This is a genomic window from Streptomyces sp. NPDC088747 (genome assembly GCF_044751025.1).
In the GTDB taxonomy this organism is placed as follows: Bacteria; Actinomycetota; Actinomycetes; order Streptomycetales; family Streptomycetaceae; genus Streptomyces.
Window position 1 is genome coordinate 229383 of the sequence record NZ_JBIVKZ010000001.1, and the last position, 16729, is coordinate 246111.

General features: G+C 71.2%; 18 protein-coding genes. 6 read left to right on the forward strand and 12 right to left on the reverse strand.

Annotated features, from left to right (window positions below):
• Positions 1-22: 22 nt before the first annotated feature.
• Positions 23-2428: a SpoIIE family protein phosphatase gene (locus ACIP79_RS01275; RefSeq protein WP_401217636.1), complete on the forward strand. Its 2406-nt coding sequence runs from the start codon at positions 23-25 to the stop codon at positions 2426-2428.
• 64 nt (positions 2429-2492) lie between these two features.
• Here ACIP79_RS01275 and ACIP79_RS01280 read toward each other — a convergent pair whose 3' ends face one another.
• Positions 2493-3242 (reverse strand): GAF and ANTAR domain-containing protein, encoded by a 750-nt coding sequence (locus tag ACIP79_RS01280; protein WP_401217639.1) that lies wholly within the window; start codon positions 3240-3242, stop codon positions 2493-2495.
• Between the two features lie 325 nt (positions 3243-3567).
• Here ACIP79_RS01280 and ACIP79_RS01285 point away from each other — a divergent pair, with 325 nt between their 5' ends.
• Together ACIP79_RS01285 and ACIP79_RS01290 are read left to right on the forward strand one after the other, a co-directional pair.
• Positions 3568-3825 carry a WhiB family transcriptional regulator gene (locus tag ACIP79_RS01285; protein ID WP_401217642.1) on the forward strand — a complete coding sequence of 86 codons (258 nt, stop codon included), beginning with the start codon at positions 3568-3570 and terminating at the stop codon, positions 3823-3825.
• A 70-nt stretch (positions 3826-3895) separates the two neighbouring features.
• Positions 3896-4330, forward strand: a complete 435-nt coding sequence (locus ACIP79_RS01290) for an ATP-binding protein (protein ID WP_383687498.1) — start codon at positions 3896-3898, stop codon at positions 4328-4330.
• Between the two features lie 89 nt (positions 4331-4419).
• Here ACIP79_RS01290 and ACIP79_RS01295 read toward each other — a convergent pair whose 3' ends face one another.
• The 5 genes from ACIP79_RS01295 to ACIP79_RS01315 form a co-directional block, all read right to left on the reverse strand.
• Entirely contained in the window at positions 4420-4767 is a 348-nt protein-coding gene (locus tag ACIP79_RS01295) for a PRC-barrel domain containing protein (protein ID WP_383687496.1), read from the reverse strand.
• A 118-nt stretch (positions 4768-4885) separates the two neighbouring features.
• The gene (locus ACIP79_RS01300) at positions 4886-5383 is read right to left on the reverse strand and encodes a DUF6328 family protein (RefSeq protein WP_401217646.1); all 498 of its coding nucleotides are present in this window, start codon (positions 5381-5383) and stop codon (positions 4886-4888) included.
• A 54-nt stretch (positions 5384-5437) separates the two neighbouring features.
• Positions 5438-5662 carry a DUF5133 domain-containing protein gene (locus ACIP79_RS01305; RefSeq protein WP_383687492.1) on the reverse strand — a complete coding sequence of 75 codons (225 nt, stop codon included), beginning with the start codon at positions 5660-5662 and terminating at the stop codon, positions 5438-5440.
• Between the two features lie 94 nt (positions 5663-5756).
• A complete protein-coding gene (locus ACIP79_RS01310; protein ID WP_401217650.1) occupies positions 5757-6674 on the reverse strand; it encodes a SigB/SigF/SigG family RNA polymerase sigma factor in 918 nt (305 codons plus the stop codon).
• Positions 6675-7076: 402 nt separating this feature from the next.
• Complete coding sequence (locus ACIP79_RS01315) at positions 7077-7532, reverse strand: ATP-binding protein (RefSeq protein ID WP_401217653.1); 456 nt, start codon at positions 7530-7532, stop codon at positions 7077-7079.
• A gap of 242 nt (positions 7533-7774) precedes the next feature.
• Between ACIP79_RS01315 and ACIP79_RS01320 the strand changes: the two genes are divergently transcribed.
• A complete protein-coding gene (locus ACIP79_RS01320) occupies positions 7775-8266 on the forward strand; it encodes an Lrp/AsnC family transcriptional regulator (protein WP_401217656.1) in 492 nt (163 codons plus the stop codon).
• A 103-nt stretch (positions 8267-8369) separates the two neighbouring features.
• Complete coding sequence (locus ACIP79_RS01325) at positions 8370-9059, forward strand: HAD family hydrolase (protein WP_401217660.1); 690 nt, start codon at positions 8370-8372, stop codon at positions 9057-9059.
• 98 nt (positions 9060-9157) lie between these two features.
• Here ACIP79_RS01325 and ACIP79_RS01330 read toward each other — a convergent pair whose 3' ends face one another.
• The 4 genes from ACIP79_RS01330 to ACIP79_RS01345 are packed head-to-tail and all read right to left on the reverse strand — an operon-like array spanning position 9158 to position 14031.
• Positions 9158-10375 (reverse strand): XdhC family protein, encoded by a 1218-nt coding sequence (locus ACIP79_RS01330; RefSeq protein ID WP_401217663.1) that lies wholly within the window; start codon positions 10373-10375, stop codon positions 9158-9160.
• On the reverse strand, positions 10368-12488 hold the full coding sequence (locus tag ACIP79_RS01335) for a xanthine dehydrogenase family protein molybdopterin-binding subunit (RefSeq protein WP_401217666.1): 2121 nt from the start codon (positions 12486-12488) through the stop codon (positions 10368-10370). The genes ACIP79_RS01330 and ACIP79_RS01335 overlap by 8 nt, the downstream gene beginning before the upstream one ends.
• Positions 12485-13477: an FAD binding domain-containing protein gene (locus ACIP79_RS01340; protein ID WP_401217669.1), complete on the reverse strand. Its 993-nt coding sequence runs from the start codon at positions 13475-13477 to the stop codon at positions 12485-12487. Before ACIP79_RS01340 ends, ACIP79_RS01335 begins: the two co-directional genes overlap by 4 nt.
• Positions 13474-14031: a (2Fe-2S)-binding protein gene (locus ACIP79_RS01345; protein ID WP_387177463.1), complete on the reverse strand. Its 558-nt coding sequence runs from the start codon at positions 14029-14031 to the stop codon at positions 13474-13476. Before ACIP79_RS01345 ends, ACIP79_RS01340 begins: the two co-directional genes overlap by 4 nt.
• Positions 14032-14200: 169 nt before the next feature.
• Here ACIP79_RS01345 and ACIP79_RS01350 point away from each other — a divergent pair, with 169 nt between their 5' ends.
• A complete protein-coding gene (locus ACIP79_RS01350; RefSeq protein WP_401217673.1) occupies positions 14201-14788 on the forward strand; it encodes a TetR/AcrR family transcriptional regulator in 588 nt (195 codons plus the stop codon).
• 164 nt (positions 14789-14952) lie between these two features.
• Here ACIP79_RS01350 and ACIP79_RS01355 read toward each other — a convergent pair whose 3' ends face one another.
• Positions 14953-15582 (reverse strand): dihydrofolate reductase family protein, encoded by a 630-nt coding sequence (locus ACIP79_RS01355; RefSeq protein WP_401217676.1) that lies wholly within the window; start codon positions 15580-15582, stop codon positions 14953-14955.
• Positions 15583-15690: 108 nt separating this feature from the next.
• Positions 15691-16656: an aldo/keto reductase gene (locus tag ACIP79_RS01360; RefSeq protein ID WP_401217679.1), complete on the reverse strand. Its 966-nt coding sequence runs from the start codon at positions 16654-16656 to the stop codon at positions 15691-15693.
• Positions 16657-16729: the final 73 nt, after the last annotated feature.

Genomic DNA, 16729 nt, shown 5'->3' on the forward strand with positions numbered 1-16729 from the left:
CACAACCGAGGAGCAACCGCACGTGAGCACCCCCGAACAGCCACCGGACACCGGGACGACCGAGTCGGCGTGCACGCCGCCCGATGTCGCCTCGACGTCCATGGTGGGCAGACTGGCCGCCACGGTGGACCGGCTGCGGCGCGAGGTGCAGGCCGCCCAGGCCGAAGCCGACGGACGCGCCCTGATCGAGCTGGCGAAGGGCATCCTGGTCGAACGGCTCGGCTGCGGCCCCGCGCAGGCCGCGCGGCAGCTCACCGAGCTGACCGAGCAGGGCAACGTGGGAATGCTCGAACTCGCCGTCGACGTCATCAACCAGGCGGCCCGGGACCGGCTGTCCGAGGTGACCAGCGGTTTCCTCGCCGCCACGGCCGGTACGGACGACACCGACGACGCCTCCTCGGCCGTACGGCTGCGGGAGGCGGAGAGCGGTGCGCTGGCCGCCGACGACACCCAGTCGGTGGCGGACTCGCTGCTCCAGCACGCGCTGACCCCGCTCGGAGCGGTGGCCGTGGCCATCTGGGCGGTCGGCGCCGACGGCTCTCTCACCCTGGCGGGCAGCGCGGGGTTCTCCGCGGCGGAGGCCGGACGCTGGCGCTACGTGCCGCCCGGCGTGGCGACGGTGGCACGCCGGGCGCTGTCCGCCCGTACGACGCAGTGGACCGAGTCACTCGCCGAGGCCGGGCCGCCGACCATCGGCCGTACCCACCACCCGCGCGGCGGGCGGGTCGCGGCGCCGGCCGGTGTCGCCGGCCGTATCCACGGCGTCCTGGAGATCGCCTGGCCCTCCCCGCTGGAGCCGCAGTCGCCGCAGGTCGCCCGGCAGGTCGAGGCGCTGGCCGAGCTGTGCGCGCACACCCTGGAGAGCCGCCCGCTGCTGGGCGACCGCGGGCACACCACCGGCACGCTGATCACGCCGGGGGTCGCGGAACTCATCGACCTGGTCGACGGGCTGCACGATCCCGCGCTGGTCCTGGAACCGCACCTCGACAAGAGCGGACAGCTCGCGGACTTCCGGATCCGCCATGTGAACAGCCGGTTCCTCGACCCGGCGGGCCGGCCACCCGGGCTCATCAACGGCGCGTTCCTGATGGAGGCGTATCCACTGGCCGCCGGCGAGAGCGACCTGTTCCAGCACATCGAGCGGGTCTACGCGACGGGCGAGCCGTTCCGGGACCACCGGATGGACCTCACGGCGCTGGTCGACCAGGTGCCGCTGTCCAGCGTGGCCGACATCAGCCTCAGCCGGCACGGCGACAGCGTGCTGCTCCTGTGGCGCGTCGAGGACGAGAACGCGCGGCTCGCGAGCCTGCTCCAGCACGCCCAGCGGCTCGGCAGGATCGGCGGCTTCGAGGAGAACCTGCTCACCGGCGAGATCACCTGGAACGGCACGCTCTTCAGCCTGTACGGGCGCTCCGCCACCGAGACTCCCGTGCCGCTGGAGGACCTGCCCGCGCACGCGCACCCGGACGACGCCGTCTCGATCGGCCGGTTCCTGCGCACCCTCCTGCACCACCGCCGGCCGGCCACGGCGGCGTTCCGGCTCCAGCGGCCCGACGGAGTGACCCGGCATCTGCGGGTGGTGGCCGAGCCGGTGGTCGACGCCGACAACCGGCTGTTCGTCGTACGCGGTGCCTGCCAGGACATCTCGGCCCAGCACTGGACGGAGGTCGCGCTCGCGGCGACGCGTGACCAACTGGCCCACACCAAGCAGCAGTCGGACGAGCGCAACCGGCTGACGCTCCAGCTGCAACACGCGATCATGCCTCCGTCGCAGGCCCCGCTCCAGGCGCCCGGCCTCCAGGTGGCCGTCCGCTACCGCCCGGCGGAGACCGAGCGGCTCGTGGGCGGTGACTGGTACGACGCGGTGGTCCTGCCCTCCAGGCTGGTCCTCCTGTGCGTGGGCGACGTGGCCGGTCACGGGATCGAGGCGGCGACCAGCATGGTCGTCCTGCGCAACGCGCTGCGCGGCCTCGCCGTGACGGGCGCGGGCCCCGGCCAGCTGCTGTCGTGGCTCAACATCGTGGCGCACCATCTGACGGGCTCCATCACCGCGACAGCGGTCTGCGGGCTGTACGACCCGGCCCGGCGCACCCTGCGGTGGGCCAGGGCCGGTCACCTGCCGCCCGTTCTGGTCCGTGACACGGAGGCGACCCCGCTTCCCCTCCTGAAGGGGATCCTGCTCGGTGCCGTGCCCGAGGCCAGGTACGAGGAGGGCGAGGTTCAACTCGCCGTCGAGGACACCTTGTTGATGTACACGGACGGCCTGGTGGAGCGCCGGGACAGCTCGGTGGAGGAGTCGATGGCCCAGCTGCTGACCACCGCGCGGACGGCCCTGACCACCCTGGACCACCAGTTGGACCGGCTTCTCACGTACAGCAGGTCGGACACGGACGACGACACCTGCATTGTCGGGATAAGGGTGTCCTAGCGACAGGCCGACGTCGTAGCGGTACCCGATACGCCGACGTCGTAGCGGTACCCCGTCGGGGCGCTCAGTCGGGTCTCTCGCCGGTTCCGCAGACCTGGCGGGCGATCTCGCGGAGCTTGACGTTGCGGTCCTGGGAGGCCTTCTTGAGGGCCTTGAAGGCGGTCTCCTCGCTCAGGCCGTGCCGCTCCATGAGAATGCCCATCGCCTCACCGATCTCGTGCCGCGTCTCCAGGGCGTGGCTGAGCTGCTGGTGCGTGCGGGCCGCGGAGAAGGCCACGGCCGCGTGGGAGGCGAGCACCCAGCCGGCACGCCGTGCCATGTCGTCGAAGGCGTGCGGCCTGCGGGAGTAGAGGTTCAGCGCGCCCAGCTCGTCGTCCTCGGTGAACAGCAGGAAGCCCATCGTGCTCCCCATTCCGAACCTGCTCAGCTCGGGAGCGAAGCGTGACCAGCGTTCGTGGGGCTCGCGCAGGTCGTCGATCGCGTAGACCTGGTGGCGGTCGACGACGGCGTCGAAGCAGGGCCCTTCCCGCAGCTCCTGCTGGATCCGGTCGGCGGCGCGTACGAGGTCGCTCGTCGCACACAGGGAGTACACCTCCCCGCGACGCACGGTGAGGATGCCCGCGTCGTCGCATCCCCCGATCAGAACGGACGCGTGCTCCACTATCCGGTCCAGGGTGGCCTGGACGGAGTCCTGGGCCAGCAGGTCCCGTGCCATCTCCGCCAGGCTGACGGCGAACTGCCCCCAGATGTCGTCGGGTTCGACGGATTCATCGGATCCATCGGATCCATCGGGTTCATCGGGTTCGTCGGGCATTACCCACCTCCTCCACTCGTCGAAGAACAGCAACTGACGCGACTGCCACGCTCCCGGCGCCGGCACGTCGTCCGCCTGGCTCCGCATCCGTTTTCCCTGGTTGCTCAATGTTCAAGCAGGCGGATATCGGCAGGAGATTCCGGTGCCATCGGCGGACGATCCGGGCCCGGAGGGCATTCACTCAGGTACGAGTCGGACATTCGGGTCATGTTTCGGCAGGACATTCGGGTCAGCGGGACATTTCTGTTTCACCTGTGCCATGGCGGTGACCCGAATACCGAACGCCAACGCACCGATGACACGACTGCGAGCCCAGGAGGCCCCCATGTCCAACTGGCGCGAATCCGCGGCATGCCGCTCCGTCGACCCCGACCTGTTCTTCCCGATCGGCAGCACAGGTCCCGCGCTTTTCCAGATCAACGAGGCGAAGGCCGTGTGCCAGGGCTGCCCGGTCCGTGAGCAGTGCCTGGAGTGGGCGCTCGAGACGGGGCAGAGCCTCGGGGTCTGGGGTGGTACAAGTGAGAACGAGCGGCGTGCGCTCCTGCGGCGCGCCTCCCGGCGGTCCCGGAACACCACGGCGTGAACGGCCCCCGAGAGGGCTGAAAAGCACCACGCGGGGGAACACCGTGGGGGAGCCCGCACGGGAAGGCGAAATGGCAAGCGAACCGAGTGAGGACAGGAAGCCGTCGCAGGATGGTGTCGAGACGCTCACCAGAGCATTCGCCGGCCAGTTGCGCAATGTGACCGATGCGCGCCTGACGGCGGAGGGATATCTCAGCACGCTCGCGCGGGCGTCACCGCCCACCGCGGTCGAGCACTGGGACGACATCCTGCTGGTGGTCACCGAACTGGTCGCCAACTCGATCCAGTACGCGCCCGGCCCCTTCGAGCTGCATATGCGCCGCACGTTCGACGGCGTCCATGTGACGGTGCGGGACAGCAGCACCACCCCGCCCGCCCCCCGCCCCTTCCATCCGCAGCACGGCGGGGGCGGGATCGGCTGGCACCTCATCCACACACTGTGCGATCAGGTGAGTGTGGTGGTACGGCCCGACGGCAAGGACGTGCACACGTTCCTGCCATGGTGAGCATCGCGTACGAAATCTCGCGTACAGAGCGTACGAAGTCTCACGTACAGAGTGGACCGGGCCGGCACTGCGGCCCGGTCCGGCCGGCCTCAGTGACCGGATCCGTAGTGGCCGCCGAGCTGGTCACGGTAGGCGGGGTCGCCCAGGTGCTTGTCCTTGTCGAACTCGGGTGACGCCTTGATCTCGGCCTTGCTGCGGGACACGTGGACCTTCCTGGCCTCGTGGTCGATGCCCACGACGGTGCCGGCGGGCAGCATGACCTGCCTGCCGAAGATCCACACCCCGGTGTCCACCACGATGTACTGGTCGACCACGTCGCCGGAGTGCTTGTCGACGGTGCCGATGTGACCGTCGGTTGCCTCGACGGCGTAGCCGGTCAGGTCGTCGTCCGGCGTGTGACCGCTGGTGGGCGTGTAGTTCCACAGTGACTCGTGCACAGGTGCTCCAGGTGGCGGGGCCGGCTCGGCCGGCAGGTCGGTTCGGTGGTGCGGCGGGTTCGGTCCTTCAGCGGGTCCGGTCGTGCGGCTGGTCCGGTCGTGCGGCGGGGTCACCGGCTCAGTCGCTGGTGTAGCGGTAACGCACCCACAGGGGCAGGACCAGCCAGCTGAACAGATACCAGGCGACCACCCCGGCGACCAGCCAGGGCACGTACGCGTCGTGCGTGGCCACCCGAAGGATCAGCAGGAGCGAGGCGGTCATGGTCGCGAGGAGCAGGACGAGCCCGACGAACGTCAGCCGGGCGGCCCACCTGACCGCCTGGGCCTTGACCCGCCGCCCGGCGACGATCCGGTGCAGGGCCACGGGTCCTATCAGCGCACCCGTGGCGGCGGCTCCGAGGACGACCGTGACGATGTAGATGCCCTTGTCCGTCTGCGCGAGCTGCGTGTACCGCGGGGTGAACACGACCGTGAGCAGGAAGCCGAACAGGATCTGCACGCCCGTCTGGGCCACCCGGATCTCCTGGATGAGCTCACCCCATCTGCGGTCGGCTCCCTCTTCCTCGGTCTCGTCGCGACCTGGTTCGCCGCCCACTTGGTCTTTCGAGACCGTCAACTTTCCTCCTGCTGCGTATGGTTCGGTCGAGGTGCGGCGCATGCGAGACCCGGGTCAGTCACTCATCGCGGGTATCGGGGCCGTCGCGTCGGCGAGTTGACGACGGGCAGCCGCAAGCGCCTGGCGCACATCGCGGGTACCGGTCGAGACGCAGAGCGTGTACGCCACGTCCTGCGCCCGCCTGCCCGGTCTCACCGAGTTGTCCACGGCTTCCTGGGCGGCGAGTTCCTCGTACTCCGCCACGAGTTTGCGCAGCGTCTCGGGGTGGGGCATGAGCATGTCCGTACTCCTTGGTGAGGTGAGAGCAAGCAAGAACAAGCGGGGGGGAACTGGGTAGTCAGTGCTGTCAGAGCTGTCAGTGGTGTCAGAGCTGTCAGTCGGTCTGCGTCGGCTCTCCCGGGCTCTGGCGGCGGGAGTCCTCGCCCAGCGCCTCGGCGCGCACCCGGGCACAGCTGCTGCTGATGAGCCGGGAGACGTGCATCTGGGAGATGCCGAGCTGGTCGGCGATCCGGTTCTGGGTCATGTCCTCGAAGAACCGCATGTAGAGGATGGCGCGTTCACGCTCGGGCAGGCGGCTCAGTCCCCGCTTGGCGGCTTCCCGGTTCTCCACGGTGACGAAGGAGGAGTCGGACGTGCCGAGCGTGTCGGCGAGGCTGTAGCCGTCGTCGCTGGAGGACAGTTCGGCGTCCAGGGACAGCGTGCTGAAGCTCTCCATCGCCTCCATCCCGTCGTTGACCTCCTCCTCCGAGAGACCGGTCCGGGCGGCGATCTCGGCGGTCGAGGGCTCGGGGGAACCGGGAAGGTCGGTGAGCTCGCGCCGTGCGACGCGCACCTTGTTCCTGAGTTCCTGCACCCGCCGCGGAACCCGCAGCGCCCACATGCGGTCACGGAAGTGACGCTTGATCTCACCGGTGATGGTCGGTACGGCGTAGCTCTCGAACGCTCCGCGCTCGGGGTCGAAGCGGTCGACGGCCTTCACCAGGCCGAGCGCGGCGACCTGCCGAAGGTCCTCGATCGACTCACCGCGGTCCCGGAAGCGGCCGGCGATGCGATGGGCCATCGGCAGCCAGGACTCGACCAGTTCGTCGCGGATGAGGTCGCGCTCGGGCCCGTCGCTCAGACCTACCAGCCGGGCGAAGGCCGACGCGCTGTCCGGTGCGTCGTCGTAGGGCCGCTTGGCTGCGGAACCGGTGGTGTCGGCGGACCCGTTGGCGGTGGTGGACTCGGTGGCGACGGTGGACCCGTTGGCGGTGTTGCCGGGGGAAAGGCCTGCGGATACGTCAGTGAGCATGTTGAGTTGCTCCTCCACGGTTCGTCTGGGGATGACCGCGGGCCGCGGCGCCATCGGCCCGCCGGACGGCGGCCGAACGGCATACCACTCCCGCCGGCGCGCCTCCGGTCCGAAGCACGGAATCCAGTTGCCCGGCATTACTCGGGCCAAACAGGCGCGTTCACTTCTTCCGTGACACCGCGCCGCTTCTTCCGTGACACCCGCGTCGGAGCCGGCCTCTTCGCCAAAGGGCACGTGAACACGCGGGTGCCCGCCTCCGCGTGAGCTTGTCTCTCGCGGAGGCGGGCGTGTCCGTCTTGGTCGGCAGGCTTGTCGTCGCGGACGGCGGGCTTGACCGTCATGGTTCCGAGCTCGGAAATCCTGGTGCTCTCGTGTGAACTCCCGCCGGAGCCCGGTGAGCCGTCAGCAGGGCGAGAGGGGCACCACAGCCGTGATGCGCTTTCCTCCCGCGCGCAGAGCCGAGACGACGACATCGCGCGCCAGCCGGCAGACGATCGGCCAGCCGTGGCCTCCCACCCGCAGCTCTTCCGCGTCTTCGAACCGGCGCGAGTTCAGGGGCAGTTCGTCGCTGCCGTCACTGACCGACACGCATACCTCGCGGTCCGCGAGCGTCACCTCGAAATCCGTGACACCGCCTCCGTGCAGAATCGCGTTGGTGGTGAGCTCGGAGACCACGAGCAGCGCGTCGCCGACCCCGTCCTCTTCACCAGGCCTGCCGTGGCCAGGGAATCGCCCCTGGAGTGCCTGCCTGACCGCCTGGCGCGCCTCGGCCGGACTGCGTGGCCCCGCCTGCGGCCGGTCCAGGGCGGCCGCCGTGCCGGTGGAGGGCGTCCGAGGCGTTCGGTGTTCCCCGCACATCCTGCGCTCCTCAGTGTCGTCGGTCTCGTCGTGTGACCTTTTCTCGTGACCCCGTCGTCTTTCAGCTCGTCCGCTCAGGTTCGGCGGAGGTTCCCTCTCTACGGCTGACCACGTAAGGCCGCCCCAAACCCCGTAGGACACGGATCGGCGGGCAGTCCGGCACCAGTCCGGCGGACACCCCCGGAACCGAGCCGTTGGTACAGTCGGAATGATCATCCGAGGCGGCAGGAGGGCGAGGGACCATGGCCGTGGACGAGCTCGACACGCGCATCCTGCGACTGCTGCTGGAGCAGCCGCGCACCAGCGTGCGCGAGTACGCCCGCATGCTCGGCATCGCCCGCGGCACCCTCCAGGCCCGTCTCGACCGGCTGGAGCGGGACGGCGTGATCACCGGTACCAGCCCGGCCCTGTCCCCCGCGGCGCTCGGACACCCGGTCCTCGCCTTCGTGCACATCGAGGTCACGCAGGGCCATCTCGACGACGTGGGCGACGCGTTGGCCGCCGTACCGGAGATCATCGAGGCGTTCTCGATCACCGGCGGCGGTGATCTGCTGACCCGGGTCGTGGCGCGCGACAACGCGCACCTGGAGGACGTCATCCAGGCGCTGATCAGCCTGCCGGGCGTCGTACGCACCCGCACGGAGGTGGCGCTGCGCGAGCGCGTCCCGCAGCGGGTGCTTCCGCTGGTGGAGTCGGTGGGCCGCGCGGCGAGAGGTTCCGACGACGGCCGGTAGCCGCGGTACCGGCGGCCTGGGCGGTACCGGCGGCGCGGGCGGCTCGGGCGGTACCGGCAGCCCGGGACTCCGCAGGCCACTGATCCTTGGCATCCTGGAACCCATGAGCACTCTCGGCGGCACCGCGGTCATCTTCGACCTGGACGGAACGCTCGTGGACAGCGAGCCGAACTACTTCGAGGCGGGCCGGCGCACGCTGGCCGAGCACGGCGTCACCGACTTCGGCTGGGCCGACCACGAGAGTTACGTCGGCATCAGCACCCAGGAGACGCTGGCGCTCTGGAAGGAGCGCTACGGACTGACGGTCCCGCTCGACGCACTCCTCGCCGATCTGAACCAGCGCTATCTGGAGCTGGCCCGCGCCTCCACGCGTGAGTACCCGGAGATGCGCAAGTTCGTGGAACTGCTGGCCGACGCGGGCGTTCCGATGGCCGTGGCCTCGGGATCCTCGCGGGAGGCCATCGAGGCGATCCTGACGGGCACGGGCCTGGCCGTCCTCCTGCCGACCGTCGTCTCGTCCGACGAGGTCGCGCACGGCAAGCCCGCGCCCGATGTCTTCCTGGAGGCGGCGCGCCGCCTGGGGGCGGCCCCGTCGGACTGCGTGGTCCTGGAGGACGCCGCCCCCGGCGTGGCCGCCGCGCACGCCGCCGGGATGCGCTGCCTGGCCGTCCCGTACGTAGCCGACCAGGCCGACGATCCCCGGTTCGGCACGGCGGGGCTGCTGTTTCGCGGCGGCCAGGCCGAGTTCACGGCACGGGCGGCGTACGGCTGGCTCGTGGGCCCGGCCACCTGAGGCGTACGCCTTCGGTCACTTGACGCGTACGCCTCTGGCCACCTGACCCGTACGCCCTCGGCCTGAGGGCCCGTTCGCCTCGGCCGGCCGTCACCGGGTCACGCGGCCGCCTCGGCGTCCGCCTCCGCGCCCGTCTCCCTCCTGTCCACGTCGTGGTGGATCGGCGTGCCAGAGCCGGTCAGCGGGACGCCCGTCCCGCCCCGCCGGGCCGCGACGATCTCCGCCCCGATCGACAGGGCGGTCTCCTCGGGCGTACGGGCTCCGAGGTCGAGCCCGATCGGGGACCGGAGGCGGGCCAACTCGCCCTCGGTGAGCCCGACTTCGCGCAGTCGGCGGTCGCGGTCCTCATGGGTGCGCCGCGAACCCATCGCACCGACGAACGCGACCGGCAGCCGCAGTGCCGTCTCCAGCAGCGGAATGTCGAACTTGGCGTCGTGCGTGAGCACGCACAGCACCGTACGGCCGTCGGTCGTGGTGTTCCGGAGATAGCGGTGCGGCCAGTCGACCACGACCTCGTCGGCCTCGGGGAAGCGCGAGGGCGTGGCGAAGACGGGGCGCGCGTCGCACACGGTCACGTGATAGCCGAGGAACCTGCCCGTCCGGACCAGCGCCGCGGCGAAGTCCACGGCACCGAACACGATCATGCGGGGCGGCGGCACCCTCGTCTCGACGAACAGCGTCACTCCGCCGGGGCAGCGCGATCCGTCCTCCGAGATCTCGACCGCGCCGGTGCGACCGGCGTCCAGCATCCCGCGGGCTTCCGCCACCGCCGTACGGTCCAGAGCCGGGAGGCGGTCTCCGTCGCCCGCCCCGGCACCGTCCTGGCGCGAGCTGTCGAGGTTCCCGTCGTGCGTCCCGTCGGCGTGGACCGACAGTGCCCTGCCGAGCAGGGCGGCCGGGCCCCGGGCCACCCGGGCGACCGCGACCGTCTCCCCGCGCGCGGCGGCCGACAGAGCCGCCGTGAGCACCTTCGCCTCCGGAGTGCCCGCTGCCTCCGGAGTGCCCGCGCGGACCGGTGTGACCAGGACCTCGATGGTTCCACCGCAGGTGAGGCCCACCGCGAAGGCGTCCTCGTCGCTGTAGCCGAACCGTTCGAGCACCGTGTCACCGTCCTGGAGCGCCTGGACGCACAGGTCGTACACCGCACCCTCGACGCAGCCGCCGGAGACCGAGCCGATCACCGTGCCACCGCCGTCGACAGCGAGCGCGGCGCCGGGACCGCGCGGCGCGCTGCCGCCGACGGAGACCACCGTGGCGACGGCGAAGTCCCGGCCCTCCTCGGCCCACCGGTTCAACTCGTCGGCGAGGTCAAGCATGTCCGCCCGCAGTCGCCGTCAGCACACGGTCGGGCCGGATCGGCAGGTTCCGGTGGCGTACGCCGGTCGCGTGCCAGACCGCGTTGGCGATCGCCGCGGCCGTGCCCACGACACCGATCTCCCCGATGCCCTTGATACCGACGGGGTCGTCGGGGTCCGGGTCGTCCACCCAGTCGGCCTCGATGGGCGGGATGTCGGCGTGGGCGGCGAAGTGGTAGCCCGCGAGGTCGGCGCCGACGTGGCCGCCCGAGGCCTGGTCCCTGTGGGCCTCCTCATGCAGCGCCATGGAGAGTCCCCAGACCATGCCGCCCATGAACTGGCCGCGCGCCGTCAGGGGGTTGACGATCCGGCCGGCGGCGAAGATACCGAGCAGCCTGCGTACGCGCACCTCACCGCTGGCCCTGTCGACGGCCACCTCGGCGAACTGCGCCCCGAACGCGTTCCGTTCCTTCGCGTCCAGCGCGCCGACGGCCTGGGAGGTGTCGGACCGTACGGTGATCCCCTCGGGCGGAACGCCGTCGCCCAGGGCGAGTCGCTCGCGCAGCTCACCGGCCGCGACCGTGATCGCCCAGGCCCAGGAGCGGGTGCCCATCGAGCCGCCGGCGATGCTGGCGGGACCGAAGTCGCTGTCGGCGATCCGTACCCGCACCCGCTGCGGTGCCACCTCCAGCGCGTCCGCGGCGATCTGGGTCAGCGCCGTACGTGCCCCGGTTCCGATGTCCGACGCGGTGATCCGCACGACGAAGGTACCGTCCGCGTGCGCCGTGATGGCCGCCGTCGAGGGCGAGGAGATCGTCGGGAACGCGGACGCCGCCATACCCGTGCCCAGCAGCCAGCGTCCTTCGCGGCGGACGCCGGGGCGCGGGTCCCGGTCCGCCCAGCCGAACCGGCGGGCGCCCTCGCGGTAGCAGGCGAGGATGTTGCGGCTGCTGAAGGGCAGCCCGGAGACCGGACCCGCCGCCGGTTCGTTGCGTACGCGCAGCGCGATCGGGTCGATGCCGCACTTCTCGGCGAGTTCGTCGAGGGCCGATTCCACCGCGAACGAGCCCGGTGCCTCGCCGGGGGCGCGCATCCAGCTCGGCGTCGGCACATCGAGCCGTACGACCCGGTTCACGGTGTGATGCGCGTCGGCGGCGTACATGGCGTGCCCGAAGTTGGCGCTGCTCTCGACGAACTCGTGGACGGTCGAGGTCTGGCTGTACGCCTGGTGGTCGAACGCGCGGAGCCGCCCGTCGGGGTCGGCGCCGAGCCGTACGCGCTGTGCGGTGGGGCTGCGGTAGCCGACCAGCGAGAACATCTGACGGCGGGTCAGTACGACCCGGACCGGGCGGTGCAGGACGGTCGCCGCCATCACGGCGAGGACCGAGTGCGGACGGGTGGCCTTGGCTCCGAAGCCGCCGCCGACGTGCTCGGACCGCACCCGCACGGAGCCGGGGTCGAGCGAGAACAGCTTGGCGAGTTCGTCCGCCACGAAGGCGCTGCCCTGGTTGGAGTCGACGACCTCCAGCCGGCCGTTGTCCCAGCGCGCCATCGCCGCGTGCGGCTCCATGGGGCTGTGGTGTTCCTCCGGCGTGGTGTACTCGGCGTCCACGAGGACGGCGGACGCGGCGAGTTCGGACTCCAGGTCGCCCTTCGCCGTCTCCGAGCCCTCGGGCGTGTACGTCCCCGGGCGTCCGGCGGAGAACGCGACGTCGTGCGTCTCCTCGTCGTACCGGACCACCAACGACTCGGCGGCCTCTCGGGCCTGTTCGGCCGTCTCGGCGACGACCATCGCCACCGGCCAGCCGACGTAGGGAATGCGGTCGTGCTGGAAGAGCTGGAGGACGGGGTCGGGCAGGCCGAACGGGCTCAGGTAACTCCCGTCGACCCGCGGCGCGTTCCCGTGGTGCAGGACGGTGAGGACGCCGGGCATCGCGAGCACCGGCGCGCCCTCCACCGAGCGGACGCGTCCGCGGGCCACGGTCGACAACACCAGCCAGCCGTGCGCGAGTTCGGCGAAGGGGACCTCTCCGGCGTAGCGGGCCTCTCCGGTGACCTTGGCCTTGCCCTCCACGCGGGTGTGGGCGGTGCCGACGGCCCGGTTCACGGCCGCCTTGTTGGTCGTGGTGGTCATCGGGCGGCCTCCTCGGCGAGTTCGGTCAGCACGGCCACGACGAGGTTGCGCATCAGCGTCACTTTGTATCCGTTGTGCGGCAGCGTCTCGGCGGCGGCCAGTTCGGCGTCGGCCGCGGCGGCGAAGGCCTCGGCGGTCGCCGGTCCCCCGGTCAGCACCCGCTCGGCCTCCGAGGCCCGCCACGGCCGGGACGCCACCGCTCCGAAGGCCAGCCGCACTTCGCGTACGACATCTCCCTGGACGTCGAGAGCGGCGGCGACCGAGCCGATGGCGAAGGCGTAGGAGGCCCGTTCGCGCACCTTGCGATAGCGGGAGTTGGCGGCCACCCGGGCCGGCGGCAGGGTGACGCCGGTGATCAGCGCGCCGGGCGGCAGGGCCGTCTCCAGGTGCGGGGTGTCGCCGACGGGGAGATAGAGCTCCGCGAGCGGCAACTCGCCCGGTCCGTGCGCCGTTTCGTACGAGACGACGGCGTCGAACGCGGCGAGGGCGACCGCCATGTCCGAGGGGTGGGTGGCCACGCAGTGCTCGGAGGCGCCGAGGACGGCGTGGTTGTGGTGCTCGCCCTCGATCGCGGAGCAACCGCTGCCGGGAGAGCGCTTGTTGCACGGCTTGGCCAGGTCGGTGAAGTAGCCGCAGCGGGTGCGCTGGAGCAGGTTCCCGCCGACCGTGGCCATGTTGCGTAGCTGACCGGAGGCGCCCGCCAGGACGGCCTGGGTCAACGCCGGGTAGTGGCGGCGGACTTCGGGGTGTGCGGCCAGGTCGCTGTTGGTGACCGTCGCGCCGACGCGCAGCCCGTCCTGCGGCGTGAACTCGATCCGGTCGAGCGGGAGTTCGCGCACGTCGACAAGTCGGGCGGGCCGCTCCACACCGGCCTTCATCAGGTCGACGAGGTTGGTGCCACCGCCGAGGAAGCGCGCCTCGGGATCCGCGTCTAGGAGGGCGACCGCGCCGGAGACGTCGAACGCCCGCTGGTAGTCGAACTCCCTCATGCGGCCGCTCCCTCGTTCTCGGCCGACCGCGCCCGCGCGGCCTGTTCGACGGCCCGCACGATCGAGACGTACGCGCCGCAGCGGCACAGGTTGCCGCTCATCCGCTCGCGGATCTCCTCGGGGGTCAGCTCCGGGATCCCCGCCTCGGGCCGGACGTCGGCGGTCGCGGCGCTCGGCCAGCCCGCCGCGTGTTCCTCGATCACCGCGAGGGCCGAACAGATCTGGCCCGGCGTGCAGTACCCGCACTGATAGCCGTCGAGGTCGAGAAATGCCTGCTGGACGGGGTGCAGTCGCTCGCCGTCCGCCACCCCTTCGATGGTGGTGACCTCGCGCCCCTCGGCGGCGACGGCGAGCTGGAGACACGAGAGGGCCCGACGCCCGTCCAGGAGTACCGTGCAGGCGCCACACTGGCCTTGGTCGCAGCCCTTCTTGGTGCCGGTGAGATCAAGACGCTCGCGCAGCGCGTCGAGCAGGGTGGTGCGGTGGTCGATGGGCAGCGTGTATTTCTCCCCGTTGATGTTGAGGGTGATGGCGCTCGACGTCGAGGGGGCCATGATCGGCCTTCTTTCGCGTAGCACTGCGGGTGAAGGAGTCGAGAGAGACGAGAATCGGCCGCGCTGGCCTGATCTACCGCTACAGTGGACTCTAAGTGGACAACTGTCCGGTGGACCGAACCTAACGGACAGCTGTCCGCTTAGCAAGACCCGAAACCCGGGAGGACGCGTGCGCCCCGACGACGGCAAGGACGCTTCGCTGCGCTCGGACGCGCAGCGCAACCGCGAGCGCATCCTCGCGGTGGCACTGACGGAGCTGACGCGCTCGGCGGACGCCCCGCTGAGCGCGATCGCGAAGAAGGCGGGCGTCGGGCAGGGGACGTTCTACCGGAACTTCCCCAACCGCGAGGCGCTCGTGCTTGAGGTCTACCGCTACGAGGTGCAGCAGGTCGCCGAGACGGCGGCCACGCTGCTGGAGACCCGCGCTCCCGACCAGGCCCTGCGGGAGTGGATGGACCGTCTCGCCCAGTACGCCATGGCCAAGGCCGGTCTGGCCGACGCGCTGCGCAAGGCCACCAACCCGCAGCCCGGCGCCCTGGCCAAGCTGGGGTACGGTCCGGTGTCCTCCGCCGTCGACCTGCTGCTGCGGGCGAACGAGGAGGCGGGCACCATCCGGCCGGGGGTGACCTCCGACGACTTCGTGCTCGCCATCGCCGGTCTCTGGCAGATCGACCCGCACGGGGACTGGCAGCCGCGCGCCCGCCGCCTGCTGGACCTGGTCATGGACGGCCTGCGCGCGGGCGCGCCGAGGCCCTGATCCCCACCGGGTCACGGGTGACCGGGTGCGCCGGGGCCCCGGTCCACGGGCGGCGCCGCCTCGGTCCATGGGCGGGCGGCGCCTCGGTTCACGGGCGGGCGGCGCCTCCGGCCGTGCCGGCGGCGACTAAGGCGGTCCCCCGCGACTAGCCGGGCGGCGGCGGGTCAGCGGCGGACCAGCAGGGCGTGCGTGGCGGCCGGTGAGCTGACCAGCTCGGCCACCCGGTAGCCGTCGATGCCGTCGTCCAGGTTGTCGAGGAGGCGCTCCCCCTTCCCGAGGAGGGCGGGGACGATGGCCAGGTGCAGCTCGTCGACCAGGCCGGCGCGCAGGTACTGCTGGACGGTGGACGCGCCGCCGCCGAGCCGCACGTCCCTGCCGTCCGCCGCCTTGAAGGCCCGTTCCAGCACCGTCTCCACGCTCTCGTCGGTGAAGTGGAACGTGGTCCCGCCCTCCATCGCCAACGAGGGCCGCAGGTGGTGCGTGTGCACGAACACGTCGTTGTGGTAGGGCGGGTTGTCGCCCCACCAGCCCTGCCAGGACTCGTCCGCCCACGGTCCACGCCGGGGCCCGAACATGTTGCGCCCCATGATGGTGGCCCCGATGTTCTCCTCGGCGCGCCGGCACCGGTCGACGTCGATCCCCGTGCCGCCCTCGGCCAACTCACGCATCGCGGCGAACATCCAATCGTGCATGCCCGCGAAGCCTTCGCCGAGCGGGTACTCCAGCCGCTGGTGCGGACCGGCGGCGAAGCCGTCCAGCGAGATCGTGAGGTTGTGCACACGCAGTTTCGGCATGGTCGTACTCCCTGGTTCCGTGTTCGTCGTTCCCGCTCTCACCTGTGCGTCGAACGGGGAACACCGGGATCGACAGCCGGCGGCGACGAATTCTCGGATCGGTGCGGATCAAGCGTAGAAGTTGCGCTGCCACCGGTGCCGGGCGAGGACGGTGAGCTGGTCGGGGGTGAGCGGGCGTCCGTCGCTCAGGGCCGTGTTGCGCTCGACGTTGCGCACGGAGCGCATACCGGGAATGACGGTGGAGACTGCCGGCGAGCTCAGGACGAACCGCAGAGCGTACTCGGCGAGTTCGTCGGGGGCGATCCCGAGATCGGCGGTGATCGCGGCGGCCCGCTGTTCGACCTGTGCCGGGCGGTCGCCGCGGAAGTAGCGGGCGCGGAAGTCGCCCTCGGGGAACGTCGATCCGGCGGTGATCGCCCCGGTGAGACCGCCCTCGTCGAGGGCCACCCGCACGATGACACCGACGCCGTGCTCCGCGCAGGCGGGGAGGAGCTCGTCGGCGGGCGCCTGGTCGAAGACGTTGTAGATGACCTGCACGCTGTCCACGGCACCGCTGCGGACGAGTGCGAGTGCGCTGTCGGGCTGGTGGTCGTTGACGGACACGCCGAACAGGCGGATCTTGCCCTCCCGCTTCAGCTCGGCGATCGTCTCCAGCCAGTCGCCACGGCCGAGCCAGTCGTCGCTCCAGACATGGAACTGGAGTACGTCGAAGTGGTCCAGGCCGCTCGCGCGCAGACTGGCCTCCAGGCTGGCGCGGATGTGCTCCCCGGGGAACGTCTCCACCGGGTCCAGCCCTTCGGGCGCGGGCCACGCACGGTTCTTCGGGGGCACCTTGGTCGCGACGCGCACCTCGTCGCCGGACCGTTCCCGCACGACCCTGCCGACGATCCGCTCGCTCTCGCCGTAGCCCCGGGCGGTGTCGATGAGGTTCACACCGAGGTCGATGGCCCGGTGCAGGGCGCGTACGGACTCAGCCTCGGTGGCGCCGACCCAGGCGGACTCGCCGATCCCCCACGCGCCGTAACCGATCTCGGACACGGACAGTCCACTGCGTCCCAGTTCGCGATAGCGCACCGTCAACCTCCACGTCTTGGTCCTCGTCCCGGCCGGGCCGGTCCGGGGATCCGCCAGGAACCCCGCCTGACGA